Origin of the sequence: Bradyrhizobium sp. CCBAU 25360 (genome assembly GCF_028128695.1) — a bacterium.
Lineage (GTDB): Bacteria > Pseudomonadota > Alphaproteobacteria > Rhizobiales > Xanthobacteraceae > Bradyrhizobium > Bradyrhizobium ottawaense.
The window spans coordinates 751,623-773,211 of the sequence record NZ_LBJA01000001.1 but is presented as its reverse complement, the minus strand read 5'-3'; the positions used below and the strand labels follow the sequence as shown (position 1 = coordinate 773,211).

The window sequence follows — 21,589 nt, the reverse complement described above, 5'->3', positions numbered from 1 at the left end:
CGGAGCACCCCGGCTCAGGCCTGGGTGGGACAAAGAAGGCCCACGTCTAGATTCCTGGGCCTCCTTGCTCCTGCAAGGCCGGCGGGCTCTTGGATGCGGTTAGCCTGTCGTACGCTAGCCCTCAACTTGACTACAGATACACTCGTCCACGTCCACGCGCAACCGATTGCCGAAGCCGCCGTTGTTGCTCTTGCGTCGTCATCTGCTGCCGCTGGTCCGCGGAATTTGGTGTTGATTTGATACGGGACGACCTCTTTCGATTGTACTGACGTCAAGCGGGTGTCCGATCGCTGGTAGCGCCGAGTGATGACAAATATTTGCGTTCGCAGGCTCTCCGGCGTGGCGGCCAACTGGACCAGGATGCGGCCATGATGCGAAAACGATCGGTGCACGTTCCAGACGGGGCAGGGGCCTCCGAAAACGGCGAACCGAAAGCGCGTGGCGCTGCTACGCTTCAGCACATTCCGGCGATGTCGGTCTTCAAAAAAATACTCGGAATTCCCGGAGAGTTCCGACGTTGAAGTGTGCTCAAGCGGTGGAAGAGCTGTTCGAGGCTCGTTCCGAAGCGTCGTTGAAGTCGTTCGAGTCGTACCGCGCCCGGCGCGCGGTGCTGAGGAAGGCTTCGTACGGCATGACCAGTGCGCCGGCATAGCAGTTGGCGAGAGCGAACGTACTAGCGGTGCGGCTTCCTCATTGCTTAATCGTACCTGTCTGGTCTGCCGCTCCGATGCTCTCTCGCCGTTCCAGGAGGCCGATGACGTGAGCGATCCAGAACAGTCGGTTTCTACGCGGGCATCTCCGGATAGAAAAAAGAGTCTTAGCGTTGTTATCAAGGCGCCAGATCATGCCCTTGTCAAGATCCTCTGGAGCTTGCGCCTTGCGGATCCCATACGCGTCGCGCAGAAACTTGATGAAGTCTCCACTATGGTTCTCGGGATGGAAGTTTCGTCTCTCAGCGAGTCTTTGGGCGGCATGATCAAGCGCATCGAAATAATTCGCTTCCATCCAACCCAATTCCGGACCTCATCATAGGGAAGCGGCTCGCGGCACCCGTATCATTCTGTGCCACGCGCGTTTGCAGCGAACGATGCTCTACTCGAGCGCAAGCGCGGCGCAATCTCTGGAGCGACTCGGACTTCTGCGCTCGCCTCGTCGGCCGAGATGGCAAATCCGACCAGCGGGTCGCTGGCGGTTTCGCGCAATTCGCTCGCGAGACGCAAGTCATCGTCAGCCGCGATATAATTCGATCCAATACCGAGCAGACGGCTGAGTCGCATTAGTAGCTTGCGCGTGATCGGCCTTTGATCTCCTTCCATTTGGCTCAGATCGCCAGCCGAAATTCCAAGAGCGTCCGCGAGTTCGGCTTGGGTGTCCCGCGCAGTTCACGCCGCCGCCGCAGTCGGTCGCCAGCAAAGATCTCAAAATAAGCTTGTGCACCCGCATGTCCTTTCGCGGAACTGATGGGCGTTTCAGGCCTTCAGGGTGATTCAGGTCGGAGGCGCTACTTGAGCTATTTCACAATGCCGGCAACGTGCCGCCAACATGATCGAAAACGCTTGGGCGAAGACCGGGACTTGAGAGACAAAGCGGGTTTTAGCGCAATTGCAGCGCCTGAGGTGGGAGAGGCTGAGCGCCGGACGGCAAGCATATCTGGACGGCGTTCGCGACGAACTCTAAGCGCGCGGTGAGCTTGTCAGATTGCTTAAGACATAAGGTCTGTTGACCTGTATTTGGTCCGGTCAGTTTCGGCCGCCACTTGCGCTGGGGGCGCACCAACCAGCTCCTCGTAGAGGCTGGGATCGGTCGCGCCCTCGGTATTAACTAAGAATACCCGTGCATCTTGTCCAAGGCCAATCCTGCCACGCAATGTGCGGTCAGAAGCAACCCTCAGCAACCCTGCAAGACCAACACCGCCACTTTCTCCTGCAACAATAGCGGGGTCTCCATCTCTGGGGTTTGCAAGGCGCTTCATAACATTTATTGCGTCCTCCTCGTCGACAGTCATGAAGGCGTCCGCTGCACGCGACAGGATGCGCCAAGCGACGAGCGAAGGTTCATAGCACTCGAGCATCGCCATCACCGTCGGCCGCTCATGAGGCACCTTGACCAGACGGCCAGCTCGAGCGCTCTCGAAGAGGCACGCTGCACGCGAGGGATCGACAACCGTAAAGAACGGACGGTTGTTGCCGAATAGAACCGAAAGATGTCCCGCTACCGCTGCGGCGATTCCGCCAACCCCGGCCTGGACCAAGACATGGGTCGGGATTTTGGCGAGCTGTCGCAGTGCTTCACTCAAGAGTGCGGTATATCCCTGCATTACAAATCCGGGGATACGCTCATAGCCCTGCCAGGACGTATCAGAGACCGTGATCCAACCCTTTTCTGCGCCAACTCGGGATGCTTCTACGACCGAGTCGTCATAGTTGCCGTTGACCCGGATCATCTGCGCACCAAAACGGGCGATTGCGTCGATACGTTCATCGCTGACCCCGGAGTGAACGAATATGGCACATTTCGCGCCAACGAGTCGGGCGCCTTGCGCGACGGACCTGCCATGATTTCCATCGGTGGCGCAGGATACCGTCATCTCCCGAGCCACGGCCATCACGTCAGGTGTCTGAAGCTCAGAGACGTCAACAGCTCGGCCGAGCCGCCGAGTTGCTTCCTCCAAGACCAGCCGGATCACGGCATAGGATCCACCCAAGGCTTTGAAACTGCCAAGCCCGAGCCGATGGCCCTCGTCTTTTATGTGGATCGAGGCCACGCCGATCTCACGAGCAAGGCCCGGCAGAGAGACGAGTGGAGTCTCTTTGTGGCCAGCGCGATGGCGTAGAAACCGCTCCACTTCGCGAGCGGCTTCGACGCTCAATATTTCTGCATCCGATGAAGCCAGGGAGGTGCCGTGTTCATTGTGCTGATTGAGAAGCAACATGGTTCGACTTTCTTGCTTGCTCGCACCATATCTGCCTTCAGGTCGTCCACTCGGAAATGCCGATGCCCGGCAGCATGATGCGCTGCTGCTACCGGGTCTGGCCGTAGTGCCGATACTCGCACTAGCCCTGGAGAGCTTCGACGTACGGGCTCAGCAGGTCAACTGTCTCCTGCAGCTCCGCGGCTTCCTGTGCTCGCAAGTGCAGGCGGCCAAGTGCAGTAAATCGATTTGCAAACAAGCTCTACATGTTCTCGGCGTCCAGTTCGGCGAGGTCGGAAAGAGCCTTGCTGCGTTTCTTGTCCCGCACGCGTTTATAGGCAAACAGGTCTTCTGCCCTGATCCTGCGATGACGGCCCACCATTCTGTAATTCATGTCACCTCGTTCCAGAAGTGAGATCAGGAACGGACGCGAAACATTCAGGTTATCCGCTGCCTGCTGCGTCGTCAGCATCTCATGCACGGGCACAAGCGACACCGCATCGCCACGCACGATTTGCCGCAACAATTCCATCAGCAGGCACGATAGGCTCGGGGGGCAGGGTGATCTCAGTAGGCTTCTTGTGCTCGTCCTGGAGCAAACGCAGCTTTACGCCGCCATGAGCATGGGACCCCAGCATCTGACGAAGCTGGTTGGCGGCCACCTTCTCGCTGGCGGAGGCAGCCGGTCAACCCCTAGCTCCTGGGCATAGGCTGGCACGGTGTGATTCTCGATGGGCGGTATGAAAGCACCATTCGAACCAGACGCAATAAGCGCATAAACGAAAGAAATATCTGTCTCCCAAGGGGGCCGACGGGTTGCTGTTTCAACACCTGGCCTGAACTTTCGATTGAACTGTTGAAACTATTGATATTTAAGGATAAATACAGTTTCAACAGTGGGGTCAAAAATCAGTTAGGGTCGTCGAAACCATGGATTTTCAAGAGCTTAACAATGACCAGCGCCGAGAGGTGATCAATAGTCAGCAACGGTTCCAGGCCCTACGGGACGCAAAGGAGGCCTACAATGCTCATCGGGGTTCCCTGACTTGGGCGGAGTCGAAAGGCCGCCAGTACCTCGTCCGCAGCTACTACAACAACGCAGGCGTCCGGAAGCAGGCCTCGCTGGGCGCGCGTTCCCCCGAAACTGAAAAGATGAAGGCGGACTTCGAAGCGAAACGTGCTGCTGCAGAAGACAGGGTGAAGAATTTGCGCGATACCCTGGAACGGCAAGCCGCGGTCAATCGTGCGCTCGGCTTGGGCCGCGTGCCGTTGCTGGGAGCGCGGATCATGCGCGCGCTCGACGGCTTCGGAATTCTGGGTTCCGGCATTCGGATTCTTGGGACGAACGCGATCTACGGTTACGAGGCCTCTTCCGGCGTCAGACTCGATCCAGGCTTGGCTACGACGGAAGACCTCGATCTGCTGTTCGACGCACGCGGCGGCCTTACGTTCGTCGCGGACGACGACGTCTCTGAATCATCGCTCATGAAGATACTCAAGCGAGTGGATACCAGCTTCGAACGTGCCAAGCAGACGTTCCGTGCCGTAAACCGGGATGGCTATCTCGTCGATGTGATCAAGCCAATGCGGAGCCCACCTTGGAAGAAGGCTCCAGACAAGATCGGCCTAGACCCGGAAGATCTAGCCGCTGTGCAGATCGAAGGCCTCGATTGGCTGCAGAATGCCCCCGCGTTCGAGGCGGTGGCCATCGACGAAAAAGGCGAACCGGTGCGTATCGTGGCTCCCGACCCGCGGGTTTGGGCCGCCCGTAAACTATGGCTGTCCCGTCGGCCGGACAGGGAGGCGCTAAAACGCCAACGAGATGCAGCGCAGGCTGGAGCCGTAGGCGCTCTGGTGGCGAACTATCTCACTCACCTCCCGTTCGACGCAGAGCAATTGAGGATGCTTCCGAAAGAGGTGCTCGACAGCGCGGCGCCTCTGTTCGCCAAGAAAGATAATTTTGCGCGAGCCTAGCAGCCAGTTCGGCAGCAATGGTACCGGTATATCCCGCCCATCATCAGCAGCACCATGATGCTCATGCATGCTGCTGCTCATTGCATGCCCGTGATGATGATGCCGGCAGATTTTTGGTGGGCAGGCCCCGGAAGTGGGCCGCATCCGATCTGCGAACGTACGAGCGAGCTTCAAGCACGTGGGACCGGCCGGTGCGGGCACAAGATAGATCTGCGCATCCGCTGCGTTGAGGTGGCGGAAAGTTAAACGAAGACGAAATGCAGCGCGGCAGTTCTTGGGTTGCCGTTCGGGTCAACCTCTGCCATATGATAACCGTTCCGGCCGGGCCTATAGCATCGGTTCGAACTGGCAGTGCACGAGCATCTCGGAGACCGACGCATTGTTCGGCATCATGAGCGCAGTTTCCACCAACCGTGCGATGTCGCCCGGCTGGCTCATCTCGTGGCGCGGGATCTCGTCGTCGTTCAGCGTCATGTCCGTCGCAACGTAACCCGGGCAGACGACCGTCGCCCGAATTCCCGCCGCGCGTCCTTCGCGGCGAATGCCGTGGGTGAGTGCAACGACGGCGAACTTGGTCATCGCGTAACCAACGTTGCTTCCGACGCGCTTGCCAGCTAGCGATCCCAGATTGACGACCCGGCCATGACCGCACACGGCCAGATGGGGGAGGGTGGCTCTCACGAGGCGCAAGGGACCCTTGACGTTCACGCGCCACATCTCATCCAGCTCGTTCTCGCCCTCATCAGAGACACGGACCTTCGGATTGATGCCGGCCGCGTTGACCATAGCATCGACGCCGCCCCACCGCGCGACCGTTGCGTTGACCCAGGAGATCGGGCTCTTGACGTCTTCGGCGTCATAGTAGTGCGTCATGAGCCTCTCGCTCTCGACGAGGCGGCTCGGATCGCGAAGCCCCGCCGATACGCGAAAGCCCGACTCTAGCAGCCGGTCGACGACGGCGCGTCCGATGCCGCGCGAAGCCCCGGAGACCATGACGATCCGATTGCCGACTTCCAACACTAGTCCGTCTCCCATGGGTGAGCGAAGCGCATCGCAAAATGTAGGCGGATGCGCGCGGCGACGAGTAAGAGAAATTCACTCTGCCTGCATCGGTTGTGCTTATGGCTCGCACGCCGGACGACTTTCGGCTGGGGGATATTGGATGTCCTTATGAGGGCAGAACAAATCCGCTGTATGCGGGTGCCAATCCCTGCACGTAGCTTTCCGCCGCTCTGGCTGACGGCAAGCGAGCCTTGCGAATGGGATTTTCGGACTACCGAACGGCGTTGGTGACGGGCGCGTCCTCCGGTATCGGGGCTGCAACGGTTCGTCGCCTCCGCGCCGAGGGGCTTGAGGTTCACGCACTGGCGCGCGACGTTCGCAGGCTGGCCAGCCTATCAGCTGAGACCGGATGTCACGCATGCGCGGTTGACGTGAACCATCTCGACGCTTTGAAGCGCCTTGCGAGTTCGGCTGAATTCGATGTTCTCGTGAACAATGCCGGCCAGTCGCGGCGCGGCACCATCCTGGATACCGCGCCTGACGATATCGACACGCTGGTCGACGTCAATCTGCGGGCGGTCCTGCACCTGACGCAGCTGATCGCACCCAGTATGGCGCGGCGCAACCGCGGCCACGTTGTCAATGTCTCGTCGATCGCCGGCCACTATGCATTCGGCGAGAACGCCACGACATTCAACTCATCCGTGGCCTATCACGCGACGAAGGCCGGCGTTCATTCGCTGTCGCAGCAATTGCGCGTCGATCTCTACGGCACCAGCGTTCGTGTCACCGAAGTCTCACCCGGGCGTGTGGCGACGAGCATCTTCCAGAACCAGAACGCTGCCGACAATCCGGATGCCCGCTTCGTCGGGGCGTTCGAAACACTTCAATCCGAAGACATCGCCGATGCCATTGCGTTCGCGGTCGGATCGCCGGCGCGGATGAACGTCGCGACGATCGAGGTCGTACCCACGTTCCAGGTCGTCGGCGAATTGCGATTTGCGAGCCGATCCGAGGCCGCACGTTTGAAAGAGATGAGAAGTGGAGCAGACAATGCCTGAACTCGCAACCCGCCTCAAGACTGTGAAGGTGTCGGCCTCGGCGGCGATGACGGACAAGGCGCGCGAGCTCCGGGACGCCGGCGTCAAGATCGTTGGTCTGTCATCCGGCGAGCCCGATTTTCCGACGCCGCCGCACGCGATCGAGGCCGCACATCGGGCCGCCCTCGCAGGCGATACCAAGTATCCGGCGCAGCCGGGAACCGTCGCGCTGCGTACCGCGGTCCAGCGCAAGTTCAAACGCGAGAACAATCTCGACTACGGCCTCGACGAGATCCTGATCGCCAATGGCGGCAAGCAGATCATCTTCAACGCGCTGTTTGCGACCTGCAATCCCGGCGACGAGGTCGTCATTCCCGCACCGGGCTGGATCACCTATGCCGACATCGTTCTCCTTGCGGAGGGGACGCCCATCGCGGTGCCTTGCCCGGAGAACAACCAGTTCAAGCTCCGCCCCGCGGATCTGGAGACGGCCATCACGCCTAAAACGAAGTGGTTGATCCTGAATTTTCCCAACAACCCGACCGGGGCTGCCTGCACGCGCCAAGAGATGCGCGCGATCGCCGACGTCATGCTGAAGCACCCCGATGTCTGGATTCTCACCGACGACATCTATGAGCATCTCACCTATGATGGTTTCGAGTTCTGCACCATCGCAGAGGTCGAGCCGAAGCTGAAGAATCGCGTCGTGACAGTGAACGGCGCGTCCAAGGCCTACGCCATGACCGGCTGGCGGGTCGGCTATTGTGGCGGTCCCAAGGACCTGATTGAGGCGATGAACAACGTCCACGGTCAGGCGACCGGTGGAATCTGCACGGTGAGCCAGGCGGCGGCCGTCGCGGTCCTGGACGGACCGCAGGACTACCTGAAGGAGCGCGCTGACATCTATCGCGACCGGCGCGATCTGGTGGTCAAGCTGCTCAATCAGATTTCGGGTATCACCTGCCACAAGCCGCAAGGCGCCTTCTACGTGTTTCCGAACATCGCGGGCTGCATCGGCAAGACCACGAAGGCCGGCCGACGGCTGGATACCGATGCCGACTTCATTGCGGCTCTGCTGGAAGAACATCATGTCGCGGCTGTCCCGGGCAGCGCCTATGGCATGAGCCCGTACTTCCGGATTTCGTACGCGACCGATACCGAATCACTCAAGGAGGGCTGCCGACGCATCGCCAGTTTTTGCGAAGGCCTGCGCTGACCGCGCATCGGGATGGCGGCTCGCCTGGTGCAGTGCGAAAGATGCATCACGCGGCATTCATCGGCCAAGATCGGAGCAGTATGCCGAACCAATTGTCATAATCCATCCTGATGCCCCTAAACGAAGATGTTCTTGGTCCTGTAGGATGCCGACGCATAAGCTTTGTGCAGCAGAGGGGTATGCCTTGGTATCGCGCAGTCGAGGACGGCCAGCGATGACCACCAGCAACGATGCGGTGGCAGTCTTAGGTGTTCAAGCTCCACCGGCAACCCGGCGGGCATCGCGGTGGCGTCTCGCTCTCCCGGTCGGGCTTCTCGCCATCCCGATGCTGGCGTTCCTCACGTACTTCTTCTTCTATCCGGCGCTAGGGCTGCTGCTCTCAAGCATTCAGACCCAGGACAGCCGCGGTATCATCGGCCGTCCGTTCACGCTCGCGCACTACGCCCGTCTGGTCAACGTCGAGCTCTACGCGCGCGTCCTCTGGACGACGCTGCGTATCAGCATCATCACCTCGTTGCTTGCGACGGTGCTCGCCTATCCCGTCGCCCTCGTGATGGTCAAGAGCCGTCCGATGGTCACCCGCATCATCACCCTGATCGTCATCGCGCCCCTGATCGTCAGCGTCGTCGTTCGCGGATACGGCTGGCAATTGGTGCTTCAGAACGGTCCGAAGGGCATGTTGAACTGGATCCTGATGACGCTGCACGTCGTCGACGCACCGATATCGGTCCTCTACACCGAGGCCGCCGTCGTCATCGGATCCCTGCACGTGTTCTTCCCGATGATGGTTCTGCCGCTGGCCTCGGCGCTCGGCAAGATCGATCCCAACCTCGAAGATGCTGCCCGGATGCTGGGCGCGCCATGGTGGAAGGTGTTCCTCCGCGTGACGCTGCCGCTGAGCATGCCCGGTTTCGTCGCGGGCTTTACCCTGGTCTTTTCACTCACCGCCGGCTCCTTCGTCATTCCGGCGATCCTGGGCGGCGCCTCGGCGGTCATGCTCGGCAATCTGATCGAGCAGCAGATCTTCGTCGTTTACGACTGGCCGTTCGGGGCTGCGATCGCCGTCGTTCTCGTCGGCCTGGTCCTCGCGGTGAACGGCGTCTCGATGTGGCTTCTGGAAGGCCGGCGTCTCAGGAGGGCCGAGTGATGGACGAGCGGTTTTCCGGCTTCGGCGCCTTTATTCTCTACACCATCACCGCCGGCATGATGCTGTTCATCCTGGCGCCGCTGCTCCTCGTCATGGCGGTGTCAGTCTCTGATTCCTATTTCGTGACGTTCCCGCCGCAGGGCTTCACGCTGAAATGGTATGCCAAGGTTCTCCAGGACCGCGACTTCCTCGAGGCGATGAGGCTGAGCATCCTCCTTGCGCTCGGCACGACCGCGGGCTCGCTGCTGCTGGGCGTGCCGGCGTCCTTCGCGCTGGTGCGCGGCAAGTTCTTTGGTCTGGCCGCGATCAAGGGGTTCTTGCTGTCGCCGCTGATCTTCCCGGCCTTGGTCACCGGCCTGGCGCTGCTTCAGGTCCTCACCAGGCTCGGCTCGCAGGATGCGCGCCTCAACCTCCTGATCGGCCATGTGGTCGTGACGTCGCCCTATGTCATCCGTACCGTGGTCACCAGCCTCCAGCTCGTGGATGAGAACCTGGAGGACGCCGCGCGCACCCTCGGCGCGAACCGGCTGACCACCTTCTGGCGCGTGACGCTGCCGCAGATCGCCTCGGGCGTCGCCGCCGGCGGGCTGTTCGCCTTCATGGTGTCCTTCGACAATTACCCGGTCACGATGTGGCTGGCGAACTCCGAATACTCGCCCGTGCCGCTCGTCCTGATGCGGCAACTGGTCAACGTCTTTGACCCTTCCGTGCCGGCGATGTCGACGATCATCATCCTGATGGCGATCGTCGGCGTGCTGCTACTGGAGAAACTGGTCGGCCTTCGCCGCGCGCTGGCTGCCTGATGTGCATTGGTTAGATGGAGATTGGACCCATGAAGCTGACACGTAGGACTCTCATTAAGGCCGGTGCATCCGCGGTTGCTTTCCCGACGATCATCAGCCGGTCGTGGGCGCAGGACGCCAAGCAACTGCACGTCGGCGTCTACAACTCCGCGCTGGGCAAGCTTATCCAGAAGGAGGTCATTCCCAAGTTCGAGGCCGAGTTCAAGTGCCGCGTCTTCACGATCGAAGGCGCGACGCTCTCCAACATCGCCGCTCTGCGCGCGACCCGCGACACGCCGCGCTTCAGCATGATGATGATGGACGATGTCGGCATCCCCCAGGCCAAGCAGGAAGGGTTGATCGACAAGCTCGACGCCGGGAAAATTCCCAACCTCGAGAAGGTTTATAAGCGGTACCTGTTCGAGGATGGCTACGGCGTCGGATTCTCGATCTCGAGCGCGGCCATGTTCATCAATCCGCAGGTGACGAAGCCGCTCGAGAGCTATGAGCAGATCTTCGACGCGAAATACCGCAAGCAGATCCTCTTGAACACGCCCAAGAACACCCAGAGCGTCTTGATGCTCATCGTGGCCACGGCGCTCACGACCGGCAAGCCGCTGCAGGAGGCGCAATATCTGGTCGATAGCGGCTGGGACAAGCTCGCCGCTCTCAAGCCCAATGTCCTGACGATCTACGACAGCGAGGCACAGGTGCTCCAGGTGGCCCAGGGCCAGGCGACGATCGGCGGCATCGAATACTCGAAGGCGATCTATCCGCACACGGCGAAGGGCATGCCGATCGACATGACCTTCCCGAAGGAAGGCGCCTTCACCGGCATCAACAGCATGACTCTGGTCAAGAATGCGCCTGAGCCCGAGCTCGCCTGTGCCCTGATCAACCGCATTCTGGAGCCCTCGGTCGCCAAGATGCTGTCCGAGCAGACGCTCAGCGCCCCTTCCGTCGGCGGCATCGACTTCAAGCCGGAGACGGCCAAGTTCCTGGCCTATCCCGACACCAAGGCGACCGATCTCGGACTGTTCACGCCGGATTGGAAGTTCATCGTTCCCCGCCGCGGCCCGTGGCTGGAGCGCTATAATCAGGTGTTTACGAGCTAGGACAGGTGCCATGAGGTCTTCCGAAGTCAGGCTTGACCGCCTCAGCAAGGAATATAACCGCACCGTTGCGGTCGACGACGTCTCGCTCATGATCGAGCCCGGCCATATGGTCGCGCTGCTCGGTCCGAGCGGGTGCGGCAAGACGACCTGCCTCCGCATGATCGCGGGGCTGATCCGCCCGACATCCGGCGACGTCTTCGTGAATGACAAGAGGATGACGGATGTTCCCGTGCATCGACGCAACGTCGGGATGCTGTTCCAGAACTACGCGCTGTTTCCTCATCTGACCGTCGAGGAGAACATCGCCTTCGGCCTCGAGATGCGCGGCATATCCAAGGCCGATGCCGCAAGGAAGGTGGGCGAGGCGCTCAGCCTCGTGCAGCTCTCCAGCTTCGGCAAGCGCTATCCGGCGCAGCTCTCCGGCGGCCAGCAGCAGCGCGTCGCATTGGGGCGGGCCCTCGTGATCGAGCCGGCCATGCTGCTGCTCGACGAGCCGCTCGGGGCGCTCGACAAGGGGCTTCGCGAGAGCATGCAGGTCGAGCTGCGCGCGCTTCAGCGCAGGCTCGGCCTGACCACAATCATGGTGACCCACGACCAGGACGAGGCCCTGACGATGGCCGACAAGATCGTGGTCATGCGCGACGGCAAGCTCGAGCAGGTCGGTTCGGCGACGGAAATCTACCAGCGTCCGGCCTCGAAATTCGTCGCGCAGTTCATCGGCGCGTCAAATCTGTTTCAGGGGCCCGTCGAGCAGCGCAACGGAAGCGGAGCGGTCATTCGTGTCTCGCCCGAACTCAGCCTTCAGGTTGATCAGATCCCGTCGTCGGCCAGCGACGTGATGGTTTCGATCAGGCCCGAGGCGATCGTGGTCGAGCGTGTTGGCCAGAGCCCGGCAGCGCAGAGTGCCAACAGCGTGACGGCGCGCGTCGACCAGGCCATCTATCGGGGATTCGTCAGTCATTACTATCTCAAGACACCGAGTGGCGGCCAGATCATTGTGTTCGAGCAGAACCAGTCGCAGCAGGCCGGGCTCCGATACGCGGTGGGCGAGGAAGTCGTGGCGCGGTGGGAGTCGCCGAGCAATCACGTCATTGCGCGTCACTGAAACCGGAGGCGAGTGCAGCGTCTTGCGGGCAATCGACATCCCTTATACCCGCAGACGAACATCGTCTTGGATCGGCTTGCGCTGCTTGGCTAGATCTAAAGCATGATCCGGAAAAGTGCGAAGCGGTTTTCCGAAAAGATCATGCGTAACAACAACCTGGAGCGCGATGGCGATTCATCCAAATCTCATCGCGCTTTAGGGGTGGCAGCGCCACGGGCGTTCGACCAGCGAGGCCCTTTTGTCGATTAATCAGCCCAACGCTCCTTTTGTCGGCACGATCGAGAAAAGCCCGAAGATCAGCCTGATCGGCACGCTTGCGATGCTGGTCGAGGCACCGGGTGATTTCGACCTGGTGCAGCAGGGCCGCATCTGGGCCCTTGCGGATGCGGTTTCCACCTGGCCCAACGTCCAGGAGGCTGTCATTGGCGTCACCAATGTGATGCTCGTATTCGAGCAGCCGCCGGCGGATATCGGCATGCTCAGTGCTTCGATCGTCGAGCTGTGGCATCGTGTGCCCGGCCGCAAGGCCGACGGGAAGCTCATCGAGATTCCCGTGGTCTATGGCGGCGAGCTCGGCTTCGATTTGCCGGCAGTCGCAAGCCGCGCCGGACTGCCGGAGCGCGACGTCATCAGGATTCACAGCGAAGGCGAATACACCGTCTGTGCGGTCGCGAGCTCGCCGGGGTTCGGCTATCTTCACGGCCTCGATCCGCGCATCACCATGCCGCGCAAATCCGTGCCGTCGCTCAACATGCGCGCAGGCTCGGTGACCATCGGTGGGATGCAGACGGGCGTCGCGGTGCTGACAAGTCCGAATGGATGGAATGCCATCGGTTGGGCCTCGATCGTGATGTTCGATCCGAATTCCGAGCAGCCCTCGCTCATGCTTCCGGGCGACCGTGTCAAATTCAGGATCGATCGGATCGAGCTGTGATCGAGATCCTGGCCAGCCCCGCCTTCAACACGATCCAGGACCTGGGCCGTCACGGCGCGCGCCGTTTCGGCGTGAGCACCTCGGGCGCCATGGATCCCGTCGCGCTCGCCGCCGGCAATGCGCTGCTCGGCAACGACGACAATGCGGCCGGCATCGAGATCCAGACCTTTCCGTTCCGCCTGCGCTTTTCGGCCGAGACGGCATTTGCGCTCACCGGCGCGGATCACGACGCGACACTGGCGGGATTGCCCGTTCGGCCGTGGTGGTGCACGCGCGCGAAGGCGGGCGACGTTCTCGCGATCACCGCGCCGCGGCGTGGTGCGCGGGTCTACACGACGTTCGGCGGCGGTGTCGATGTTCCGCGCGTGCTGGGTTCGCGCAGTACGCATGTACGCGGCGGCTTCGGCGGGCTCGAGGGCCGTACCTTGCAGGCGGGCGACGTCGTGCCGATCGGGAGTTCGTCGCACAGCGGCGAGGGCCGCTTCGACTTCGGCGTCGCGCCGCCGGATGTCGCGATCGAAGGCGCCGCTCCAGCGGATGATCGCGTGCTGCGGATACGCGTGATGCGGGCAGGCGAGTACGACCTGTTTTCCGAGGCGATGCAGGCGACGTTCTGGTCGACGCGATGGAAGATCAGCGCTCAGAGCGATCGAGGCGGCTACCGGCTCGCCGGCGGCAAGCTGACATTGGACGCGCCGGTCGAGATGCGCTCACACGGTGTGGTGGCCGGCGTCGTGCAGGTGCCGCCGGCCGGCGAGCCGATCATCCAGATGAGCGATGCCAATACGGCCGGTGGCTATCCTAAGATGGCGGCCGTGATCCAGGCCGACCTCTGGCGCCTCGGCCAGGCGGCACCGGGATCGGTCATCGCCTTCAGTGAGGTGAGCTATCAGGACGCGGTCGCGGCCATGGCTCCCGTCAACGACTATCTCGCGAAGCTACGCGCGACCGCGGATCTCTATCGAGCGCTTTGAGTGGACGTCAACAATAACAAGAGCAGGGTACGAGCATGAAAATCGGCATCAATTCGGACATGGGCGAAGGTTTTGGCAACTATCGCATCTGCGACGACGAGGCGCTGATGGGTATCATCTCGTCGGCCAACGTCGCGTGCGGTTTCCACGCCGGCGATCCCATCATCATGGATCGCATGGTTCGCCTGGCAAAGCAGAAGGGGGTCGAGGTCGGCGCCCATCCCGGCCTGCCTGACTTGCTCGGATTTGGCCGCCGCGTGATCCAGATGGATGCCGCCGAGCTCGAGAAGCACATGGTCTATCAGATCGGCGCCTTGCAGGCGATCGCGGCCAATGCGGGCCATCGCGTGACCCATGTCAGCTTCCACGCCGCGATGGGCAACATGGTCAATGCCGACCCTGACATGGCCGATGTCGTTGCCCGTGCGATTGCGACCATCAATCGCGATTTCATCGTGTTCTCGCAGCCTGACGCCGAGATCGTGCGCGCCGCGCGCAAGGTGGGCCTGCGCATCCTCACTCTGTTCCTGGCTGATCGCGCCTATGACGAGCACGGCCACCTGGTGTCCCGCAAGCTTCCGAACTCGGTCATCACCTCGACCGAGGCGGTGGCCGAGCGGGTCAAGCGCTTCCTCGACAGCGGCACCGTGGGGACCATAGAGGGCAAGTCGATCAAGGTCGAGGCGCGCTCGATCCTGATCCACAGCGACACGCCCGGATCGGTCAACCTTGCCGGCACGGTGCGCCGCGTGATCGAGCAGGGCGGCGGCGAAGTCACGCCGGCAACCGTCCTGCTCAACTGAGCGGGCGGATGCGCACAATCGGTGTGCCGTAGCCGACCGTTGCACCGGTCTGCGCGATCACGGCATCGACGGTGCCGGCGGCCGGCGCCACGATAGGCGCATACAAGAGCCCGATCTTGACGAGGCCGACGATCGCGCCGGCCTCGATGCGCTGGCCCTGTGCGACGAACGGCTTGTCCCGCCAGGGATGAGCCGCAAGGAAATGCCCTGCGACGTCGGCTTTGGCGATGACGGAATGGTCGGCGGCGGAGGCGGCAAGCGTCGGCGATACGGCCATTCGCGGTCCCGTGTCGACGACGAGCTTCAGGGACTGGCCGGGCTCCTCGATCTCGATCGTGTCGACCCCGGACCTTTCGAGGATCTGCGCCAGACGCGCGATGTCGGTCAGCTCGATCCGCATGTTCGGGTCTCCTCGACAAGGCGCACATTGGTCCTGAGCCGATCGAGATAGGTCGACATCTCGGCTTCGGCTGCCAGCGCATCGGCGTAAGCAGCTTGCTCGAACCGCATACTGCTGCCGAGCCGGGCCTGCCCGACGCGCCACAGATCGGCGCCGATCACGGTTGCGATCTTCGGGTAGCCGCCGGACGTCTGCGCGTCGCGCATCTGGATGATCGGCTGTCCGTTCGGCGGAATCTGGATGACGCCGGGGACGATTCCGTGCGAGCGCTTCTCGATCGGTGCCTTCGGCTTCACGGCGGGGCCTTGCAGGCGGTAGCCGTAACGGTTGCTCTGCGGCGTGATCTTCCAGCTGCTGGACCAGAACAGCGCCTGCGTGGCGGCGTCGAACCCGTCATACTCGCCGGCAATCACGACCCTGACGATGGTCTCGTCCGCGGCGGTGTTCGGCCGCGCCAGCGTGATCTCGGCCGGCTCGACCCCGAGCTCGTCGATGGTAGCGGTGGATGCCGCAGAGGGCAGGATGTCGCCCACCTGGAGCGGCCGTCCGTGCCAACCGCCGAACTCGCCGCGAAACTGGGTGCTGCGCGAGCCCAGCACCATGGGCACGTCGATGCCGCCGCCGATGGTCAGATAGAGCCGTGCGCCGCGGGGCATCGCCTTGATTGTCAGAATATCTCCGGCACGGGCGTGCGACCGCCACCATGGCGGGATCACGCGTCCTGCGATCTCGGCCTCGACACCGGCGCCCGTGAGAGCAAAGGCCATGTCCCGGCCGAAACGAAGCTTGAACGGCAGCATCGGAATTTCGATGCCGGCGGCGTTCTCGTCGTTGTCGAGAAGGATGTTGCCGGCACGCAGGGCGACATCGTCCATCGCACCCGACGTGCCGACCCCGAAGCGATACTGGTCGAAGCGGCCAAGATCCTGGACGCTGGCTGGCCCTGTGACTGACAGGATCTCGATCACCGGATCACCCGTTCGATCTCGAACCGGATCGTATCACCCGGCGCGAGCGCAGCCGGCGTCGGCCAGGACGGATCGAAGAAGGTCCAGCTCGTATGCCCGATGGCGTGCCAGCCGCTGGGGCCGGGCGATGCGGAGACACCGGTCTGCGATCCGCCGATCGACACCGAGCCGCCCGCGGAGCGTTGCAGCGGCGTCTGCCGCCGCGGCATGGTGATGCGCGGGTCCATGCCGCCGAGATAGCAATAGCCGGGATGGCTGCCGAGCGCGAACACCGTGTAGAGCGGGGCGGCATGGATCGAGACCACGTCGTCGACAGACAGGCCGCAATTATCGGCGACGGACTGAAGCTGCGATCCGATCTCGCCGCCATAGGTGACAGGTAGCCTGATCTCGCGGCCGCCGATCGCGAGGCCTTCCGCCGCGTCCCAGCCGTCGTTGAGCGCGGCGACCAGGGTGTCGAGCTCGCGCGGAGGCGTCTCGAAAGTCAGCATCATGTTGGTGATGCCAGGAATGGCCTCGCGGATTCCGGGCCATTTCGATGCAGTGGCCGCCAGCGCCCAGATGCGCCGCTGGTGCGGCAGGTCGAACGCGCCGGGTGCCTCGAATAGGAGCGCCGATGTCCCGAGCAGGCTGATCCGCGGCCGGTCGGACGCCGTCATTGCGCGGCCACCTTCTCATTCATCCAGTGCTCGAGATGGTGGATGTCGTAGCCGCCCCGGCAGAAGGTCGGATCGGTGAGGATCGCCTGGTGGAGCGGCACATTGGTTCGGATGCCTTCGGCGCGCAGCTCGGACAAGGCGACGCGCGCACGCGCCATAGCTTCGTCGCGGGTGCCGCCGTGGGCAATCAGCTTGCCGATCAGTGAGTCGTAGTGCCGGGGAACGGTGGCGCCGGCGGTGATATGCGAATCGACGCGGATGCCGATGCCGCCGGGAACATCCCAGCGCGTTATCGTGCCCGGCGAGGGCGCGAAGGTCATGGGGTCTTCGGCATTGATGCGGAATTCAATGGCATGGCCGATACGTGCGATGTCGCCTTGCACGATGCCCAACGGCTCGCCTTGCGCGATCTGGATCTGCGCCTTGACGATGTCGATGCCCGTCGTCATCTCGGTGACGGGATGCTCCACCTGGACGCGCGTGTTCATCTCGATGAAGAAGAACTGTCCGTCCTCGTAAAGGAATTCGAAGGTGCCGGCACCGCGATAGCCGATCCCCCGGCAGGCCTCGACGCAGCTCGCGCCTACCTGCTCGATCAGCGCGCGGTCGATACCTGTCGCGGGAGCTTCCTCGACTACTTTTTGGTTCCTCCGCTGGAGCGAGCAGTCGCGGTCGCCGAGCCAGAGATGGTTGTCGTGTTGATCGCACAGCACCTGGATCTCGATATGGCGCGGCTTTTCAAGGAATTTCTCGATATAGACCGCAGCGTTTTTGAAGGCCTTGCTGGCTTCCGCGCGGGTCAGCGCCAACGCCTCGTCCAGCGCGGCCTCGCTGCGCACGATCCGCATGCCGCGTCCGCCGCCGCCGCCGGCGGCCTTGATGATGACGGGGTATCCGATGTCGCGCGCGATCGCGCGCACCTCGGCCGGATCATCCGGTAGGGCGCTGTCCGGCCCGGGCACGCAAGGCACGCCCGCCAGCCGCATCGCGCGCTTGGCCGCGACCTTGTCGCCCATGATCCGGATACAATCGGCCGGCGGACCGATGAAGGTGAGGCCGGCGCGCGCGACCCGATCGGCGAACTCTGCACTCTCCGAGAGGAATCCGTAGCCGGGGTGAATCGCCTCGGCGCCGCTGGCCTCGGCTGCGAGCAGGATCGCCGCAACGTTGAGATAGGTGTTGCTCGCCGGTGCGGGCCCGATGCAAAGTGCCTCATCGGCGAGCGCGACATAGCGCGCGTCGCGGTCACCTTCGGAGTGAATGACGACCGTCTTGAGACCCATCGCCCGACAGGCGCGTTGGATGCGAAACGCGATCTCGCCGCGATTGGCGATCAGGACCTTGTCGAACATCAGGATGAACCCGCAGGACCGATCCGGAACAGGGCTTGCCCCGCTGCGATCTCCTCACCGTTCTCCGCGAGGACCGCAAGCACGACGCCGGGCGCCTCGGCGGCGATATCGATGAAGGTCTTCATCGCTTCGATGATGCAGATCTTCTGCCCAGCCTCGATCCGCGCGCCGACCTCGACCAGCGGCGGCTCGTCCGGCGCCGCAGCCCGGAAGAAGATGCCATGCATCGGTGCTGGCACGACGATGTCGGCGTTGGCCTCGGGAGCTGGGCTTTCCCTGTGATGGAGAGCAGGGGCCTCAACCTCGACCCCGTTTGCAGGCTGCGCCGGGGCCGCAGGAGCTCCTGCAGACGCTCGCTTGAGGATGCGGATGCGGGTGCCGTCCTCAGTAAGGTCCAGCTCCGCGATGGAGGAGCGCGTAACGAGATCGACGAGTTGTTCGATTTTGGCGAGGTCCACAGTCACGTTCCGCGTTGAGGGCCTGTCGAGTTCGGGGCGTTCATGCGTCACTCCGCAGGGGGGCGGCTCTTCTGTGCAAAATTGAGGCCGCCGACGACCTGCTGGGTCGGCAGGACTTCCATGAAGGCGACATTCATGCGGGCCGGCGATCCAACCGCGAATGCGATCGAATTGGCGATGTCCTCGGGCTGAAGTGAATCATAGTCGTCGAAGAAGCGACGCTTGGCTTCGGCGAGGTCACCCAGCAGCCGGCCGAAAACCTCGGTTTCGACCCGCGCGGGCGATATCTCGGTGACGCGGACCCGGGTTCCATAAAGATCGACACGCAGTTGCTGCGACAGCGAGTGAATGCCGGCCTTCGTGGCGTGATACACGGTGTTGCCGCCGCCGAATGCGTAATGGCCGGCGATCGAGGAGATGTTGACGACGTGGCCGCGGTCGCGGCGCACCATGCCGGGCACGATCAGCCGCGTCAGATGCAGGACCGCACGCAGATTGACGTCGATCAGGGCGTCGACATCCTCTGGCGTGGTGTCCAGGATATTTCCGCGCCGGGATTGGCCGGCATTGTTGACCAGGACGTCGAACTCGGCCGACTTCGCCAAGGCCGCAAGTGCATCGAGGTCGCTGATATCGACGGCGCAGGGGCGGCATCCGGTCTCTGCCGACAGGGCGCTCAGGCGCGTGGCGTCTCGGGCCACGGCGTAGACTTGGAGCCCTTCCGCACTCAGGCGGCGAACCGTCGCAGCCCCTATTCCGGAGGATGCGCCCGTCACCAGGGCCGTCCGATAGTCCGAAAATCCCATCCGCGAGGGCTCCTCTGCTACCGTCCCGACCCGCTGGTGGTGTCGGCTGCAACGCGAGCGGCGGACGAGTTCAGCACTAGCTATAGGCCCGTCAGGTTCCCAGTGGTAAGAACAATTCCTTCTGATCCCATAGCTTCAGCCTATTGCTGCTGCATTGCTCCCTGAGTGGATATCCGGAGACGCCGTATTGGATACGAAACGTTTGGAGGCCTTCATCAAGGTTGTGGATCTCGGCAGCATGACGAGCGCGGCGAAGGTGCTGAATGTCGCACAGCCGGCCCTGAGTCAGCACATTGCGAGCCTGGAGGCGGATTTCAAGTGCAAGCTGCTCGACCGCAGCGCCCGCGGGGTCAAGCCCACCGAGGCCGGACGAATCCTCTACCGCTACGCCAAATCGATCCAGCGGCAAATCGAAGAAGCCAGGCGCACCATTCTGGACAACAAGCCGGAGCTGACCGGCAACGTCACGATCGGTCTGGCCCCGCTCAGCTCAGCGGCATTGCTGGCGACCCCGCTGCTCACGCAGATACGCGAACGCTACCCCGGCATCGTGCCGCACATCTACGACAGCTCCGGGGTCATGCTCAGCGAGATGATGCTAAAGGGGAGCATGGATATGGCCGTCCTCTACGGCGAACGCCCGGTGACCGGTCTCGATTACAAGCCGCTGATGCGCGAGTACTTCTATTTCGTCGCGCCCCGCAGCATGTATCCGGAGAAGATGCCTTCGGAGGACGTTTCGGCGGCGGAGGTCGCGCAATTCGACCTGCTTCTGCCATATCGGGAATCCTTCCTGCGGCAGACGGTGGAACGGGTCTGCGCCGAGGTCGGGCTCCGCCCGCGCATCGTCGCCGAGATCCATTCCCAATCGACCCTTTCTTCCGCGATTGCCGCTGGAGTGGGGGCGGCTGTGCTGCCCATGTCGATCGCACAGGAGTTGCCGAACCTCGACGAACTCTGCATCCGGCGGATCAACACGCCGTCGGCTTCGCAGCAGATGTCGCTCTGCATCTCCGACAGCGCCCCGCTCTCCGACGCCGCATTCGCCGTCTACAAGATCCTGCTCGAGATCATCGTCAAGACCTGGGGGCCGTTCGATGCCCAGCCCGGCTCGGCTGCGATTGCCACGGGTGGCCCGACGTCGCCTCTGGACGGGCCGAAGCACGAGCCATAACGAAACACGATGCGGCAATCCCAAATTCTGAATTTGCCGCCTCAAGGCCGTTGGTTATGGAGGTGTAACGGAGATCGCGCTCGTAAGGAGGTTTTCATGGTGCATGTGATCAGGACATTCAATCGGCCCGCCGCCGAGCTTGTCGAGCGCATCAAGAAGTTTCCTCCGTCGACCCTGCACGAGGCTCAGGGGCGATCGGGCGCGCTGACCTCCCGCATCAAGCCGATCTATTCCGGCATGCGCGCCTGCGGACCGGCGCTGACCGTGAGCTGCCACCCCGGCGACAACATGATGCTGATCACAGCGATCTCGCTGGCCAAGCCAGGCGACGTGCTCGTGGTCAGCGCGGGCGATCATCCCGAGCAGGGTGGCTTCGGCGAGGTGCTGGCGACGGCCTGCGTCGCCAAGGGCATCGTCGGCCTGGTCACGGATGCCGGCGTTCGCGACGGCCTTGCGGTACGTGACACCGGCTTCAACGTCTTCTCCTACGGCCTCTGCATGAAGGGCACCGTCAAGGAGACCCTCGGCACCATCAATCAGCCGATCGTCATCGGCGGCATCGCCGTCCGTCCCGGCGACATCGTCAACGCCGATGACGATGGCGTCGTGATCGTGCCGAAGGAGAACATCGCCGATGTCTGCGTCAAGTCGGCGGCGCGCGAGGACAAGGAAGCCGGCGTGATGAAGGCCCTCAAGGCCGGTGGCGATATCCTCGAGCTCTCTGGCATCGGAAAGGTGCTCGAATCCAAGGGCTGCACCTTCGCCTGAG

The 21,589-nt window shown here is 62.6% G+C and carries 23 protein-coding genes and 1 pseudogene; 12 read left to right on the top strand and 12 right to left on the bottom strand.

The window, feature by feature from the left end:
- Positions 1 to 14: 14 nt before the first annotated feature.
- The 5 genes and pseudogenes from XH81_RS38665 to XH81_RS03465 all read right to left on the bottom strand — a co-directional run bounded on the left by XH81_RS38665 (position 15) and on the right by XH81_RS03465 (position 3,443).
- Entirely contained in the window at positions 15 to 650 is a 636-nt protein-coding gene (locus XH81_RS38665; RefSeq protein WP_442868182.1) for a short-chain fatty acyl-CoA regulator family protein, read from the bottom strand.
- 40 nt (positions 651 to 690) lie between these two features.
- Complete coding sequence (locus tag XH81_RS03475) at positions 691 to 1,005, bottom strand: hypothetical protein (RefSeq protein WP_271595775.1); 315 nt, start codon at positions 1,003 to 1,005, stop codon at positions 691 to 693.
- A 50-nt stretch (positions 1,006 to 1,055) separates the two neighbouring features.
- A pseudogene (locus XH81_RS38660) lies at positions 1,056 to 1,358 on the bottom strand (hypothetical protein); the annotation flags it as partial.
- 344 nt (positions 1,359 to 1,702) lie between these two features.
- Positions 1,703 to 2,932 (bottom strand): diaminopropionate ammonia-lyase, encoded by a 1,230-nt coding sequence (locus XH81_RS03470; protein ID WP_271595774.1) that lies wholly within the window; start codon positions 2,930 to 2,932, stop codon positions 1,703 to 1,705.
- A gap of 241 nt (positions 2,933 to 3,173) precedes the next feature.
- On the bottom strand, positions 3,174 to 3,443 hold the full coding sequence (locus XH81_RS03465; protein WP_271595773.1) for an excisionase family DNA-binding protein: 270 nt from the start codon (positions 3,441 to 3,443) through the stop codon (positions 3,174 to 3,176).
- A gap of 398 nt (positions 3,444 to 3,841) precedes the next feature.
- Here XH81_RS03465 and XH81_RS03460 point away from each other — a divergent pair, with 398 nt between their 5' ends.
- On the top strand, positions 3,842 to 4,885 hold the full coding sequence (locus XH81_RS03460) for a nucleotidyltransferase domain-containing protein (RefSeq protein WP_271595772.1): 1,044 nt from the start codon (positions 3,842 to 3,844) through the stop codon (positions 4,883 to 4,885).
- 327 nt (positions 4,886 to 5,212) lie between these two features.
- Here XH81_RS03460 and XH81_RS03455 read toward each other — a convergent pair whose 3' ends face one another.
- Complete coding sequence (locus XH81_RS03455) at positions 5,213 to 5,905, bottom strand: SDR family NAD(P)-dependent oxidoreductase (protein ID WP_271595771.1); 693 nt, start codon at positions 5,903 to 5,905, stop codon at positions 5,213 to 5,215.
- 239 nt (positions 5,906 to 6,144) lie between these two features.
- On the opposite strand from XH81_RS03455, the gene XH81_RS03450 reads away from it, so the two are divergent.
- From XH81_RS03450 to XH81_RS03410, 9 genes are all read left to right on the top strand, one after another.
- A complete protein-coding gene (locus tag XH81_RS03450; RefSeq protein WP_271595770.1) occupies positions 6,145 to 6,948 on the top strand; it encodes an SDR family oxidoreductase in 804 nt (267 codons plus the stop codon).
- A complete protein-coding gene (locus XH81_RS03445; RefSeq protein WP_271595769.1) occupies positions 6,941 to 8,143 on the top strand; it encodes a pyridoxal phosphate-dependent aminotransferase in 1,203 nt (400 codons plus the stop codon). The genes XH81_RS03450 and XH81_RS03445 overlap by 8 nt, the downstream gene beginning before the upstream one ends.
- 214 nt (positions 8,144 to 8,357) lie before the next feature.
- The gene (locus tag XH81_RS03440; protein ID WP_271595768.1) at positions 8,358 to 9,290 is read left to right on the top strand and encodes an ABC transporter permease; all 933 of its coding nucleotides are present in this window, start codon (positions 8,358 to 8,360) and stop codon (positions 9,288 to 9,290) included.
- On the top strand, positions 9,290 to 10,093 hold the full coding sequence (locus XH81_RS03435) for an ABC transporter permease (RefSeq protein ID WP_192893110.1): 804 nt from the start codon (positions 9,290 to 9,292) through the stop codon (positions 10,091 to 10,093). Before XH81_RS03440 ends, XH81_RS03435 begins: the two co-directional genes overlap by 1 nt.
- A gap of 29 nt (positions 10,094 to 10,122) precedes the next feature.
- The gene (locus tag XH81_RS03430; RefSeq protein WP_245003409.1) at positions 10,123 to 11,187 is read left to right on the top strand and encodes an extracellular solute-binding protein; all 1,065 of its coding nucleotides are present in this window, start codon (positions 10,123 to 10,125) and stop codon (positions 11,185 to 11,187) included.
- A 10-nt stretch (positions 11,188 to 11,197) separates the two neighbouring features.
- On the top strand, positions 11,198 to 12,292 hold the full coding sequence (locus XH81_RS03425; protein ID WP_271595767.1) for an ABC transporter ATP-binding protein: 1,095 nt from the start codon (positions 11,198 to 11,200) through the stop codon (positions 12,290 to 12,292).
- A gap of 238 nt (positions 12,293 to 12,530) precedes the next feature.
- Positions 12,531 to 13,226: a 5-oxoprolinase subunit PxpB gene (pxpB, locus tag XH81_RS03420; RefSeq protein WP_271595766.1), complete on the top strand. Its 696-nt coding sequence runs from the start codon at positions 12,531 to 12,533 to the stop codon at positions 13,224 to 13,226.
- The gene (locus XH81_RS03415) at positions 13,223 to 14,200 is read left to right on the top strand and encodes a biotin-dependent carboxyltransferase family protein (RefSeq protein ID WP_271595765.1); all 978 of its coding nucleotides are present in this window, start codon (positions 13,223 to 13,225) and stop codon (positions 14,198 to 14,200) included. Before pxpB (XH81_RS03420) ends, XH81_RS03415 begins: the two co-directional genes overlap by 4 nt.
- 35 nt (positions 14,201 to 14,235) lie before the next feature.
- Positions 14,236 to 15,003, top strand: a complete 768-nt coding sequence (locus XH81_RS03410) for a LamB/YcsF family protein (protein WP_271595764.1) — start codon at positions 14,236 to 14,238, stop codon at positions 15,001 to 15,003.
- Here XH81_RS03410 and XH81_RS03405 read toward each other — a convergent pair.
- The 6 genes from XH81_RS03405 to XH81_RS03380 are packed head-to-tail and all read right to left on the bottom strand — an operon-like array spanning position 14,996 to position 19,646.
- Positions 14,996 to 15,403 (bottom strand): acetyl-CoA carboxylase biotin carboxyl carrier protein, encoded by a 408-nt coding sequence (locus XH81_RS03405; RefSeq protein ID WP_271595763.1) that lies wholly within the window; start codon positions 15,401 to 15,403, stop codon positions 14,996 to 14,998. The two genes, XH81_RS03410 and XH81_RS03405, sit on opposite strands and share 8 nt — an antisense overlap.
- Complete coding sequence (locus tag XH81_RS03400; RefSeq protein WP_271595762.1) at positions 15,388 to 16,371, bottom strand: biotin-dependent carboxyltransferase family protein; 984 nt, start codon at positions 16,369 to 16,371, stop codon at positions 15,388 to 15,390. The genes XH81_RS03405 and XH81_RS03400 overlap by 16 nt, the downstream gene beginning before the upstream one ends.
- Positions 16,368 to 17,030, bottom strand: coding sequence for a 5-oxoprolinase subunit PxpB (gene pxpB, locus XH81_RS03395; RefSeq protein ID WP_271595761.1), 663 nt, complete (start codon positions 17,028 to 17,030; stop codon positions 16,368 to 16,370). Before pxpB (XH81_RS03395) ends, XH81_RS03400 begins: the two co-directional genes overlap by 4 nt.
- Positions 17,027 to 18,382: an acetyl-CoA carboxylase biotin carboxylase subunit gene (accC, locus tag XH81_RS03390; RefSeq protein ID WP_271595760.1), complete on the bottom strand. Its 1,356-nt coding sequence runs from the start codon at positions 18,380 to 18,382 to the stop codon at positions 17,027 to 17,029. Before accC ends, pxpB (XH81_RS03395) begins: the two co-directional genes overlap by 4 nt.
- The gene (locus XH81_RS03385; protein WP_271595759.1) at positions 18,382 to 18,891 is read right to left on the bottom strand and encodes an acetyl-CoA carboxylase biotin carboxyl carrier protein; all 510 of its coding nucleotides are present in this window, start codon (positions 18,889 to 18,891) and stop codon (positions 18,382 to 18,384) included. Before XH81_RS03385 ends, accC begins: the two co-directional genes overlap by 1 nt.
- Positions 18,888 to 19,646 carry an SDR family oxidoreductase gene (locus tag XH81_RS03380; protein WP_271595758.1) on the bottom strand — a complete coding sequence of 253 codons (759 nt, stop codon included), beginning with the start codon at positions 19,644 to 19,646 and terminating at the stop codon, positions 18,888 to 18,890. The genes XH81_RS03385 and XH81_RS03380 overlap by 4 nt, the downstream gene beginning before the upstream one ends.
- A gap of 202 nt (positions 19,647 to 19,848) precedes the next feature.
- On the opposite strand from XH81_RS03380, the gene XH81_RS03375 reads away from it, so the two are divergent.
- Positions 19,849 to 20,820 carry a LysR substrate-binding domain-containing protein gene (locus tag XH81_RS03375; protein WP_271595757.1) on the top strand — a complete coding sequence of 324 codons (972 nt, stop codon included), beginning with the start codon at positions 19,849 to 19,851 and terminating at the stop codon, positions 20,818 to 20,820.
- Positions 20,821 to 20,916: 96 nt separating this feature from the next.
- Positions 20,917 to 21,588, top strand: a complete 672-nt coding sequence (locus XH81_RS03370; protein ID WP_271595756.1) for a 4-carboxy-4-hydroxy-2-oxoadipate aldolase/oxaloacetate decarboxylase — start codon at positions 20,917 to 20,919, stop codon at positions 21,586 to 21,588.
- The last annotated feature ends 1 nt before the right edge of the window (position 21,589 follow it).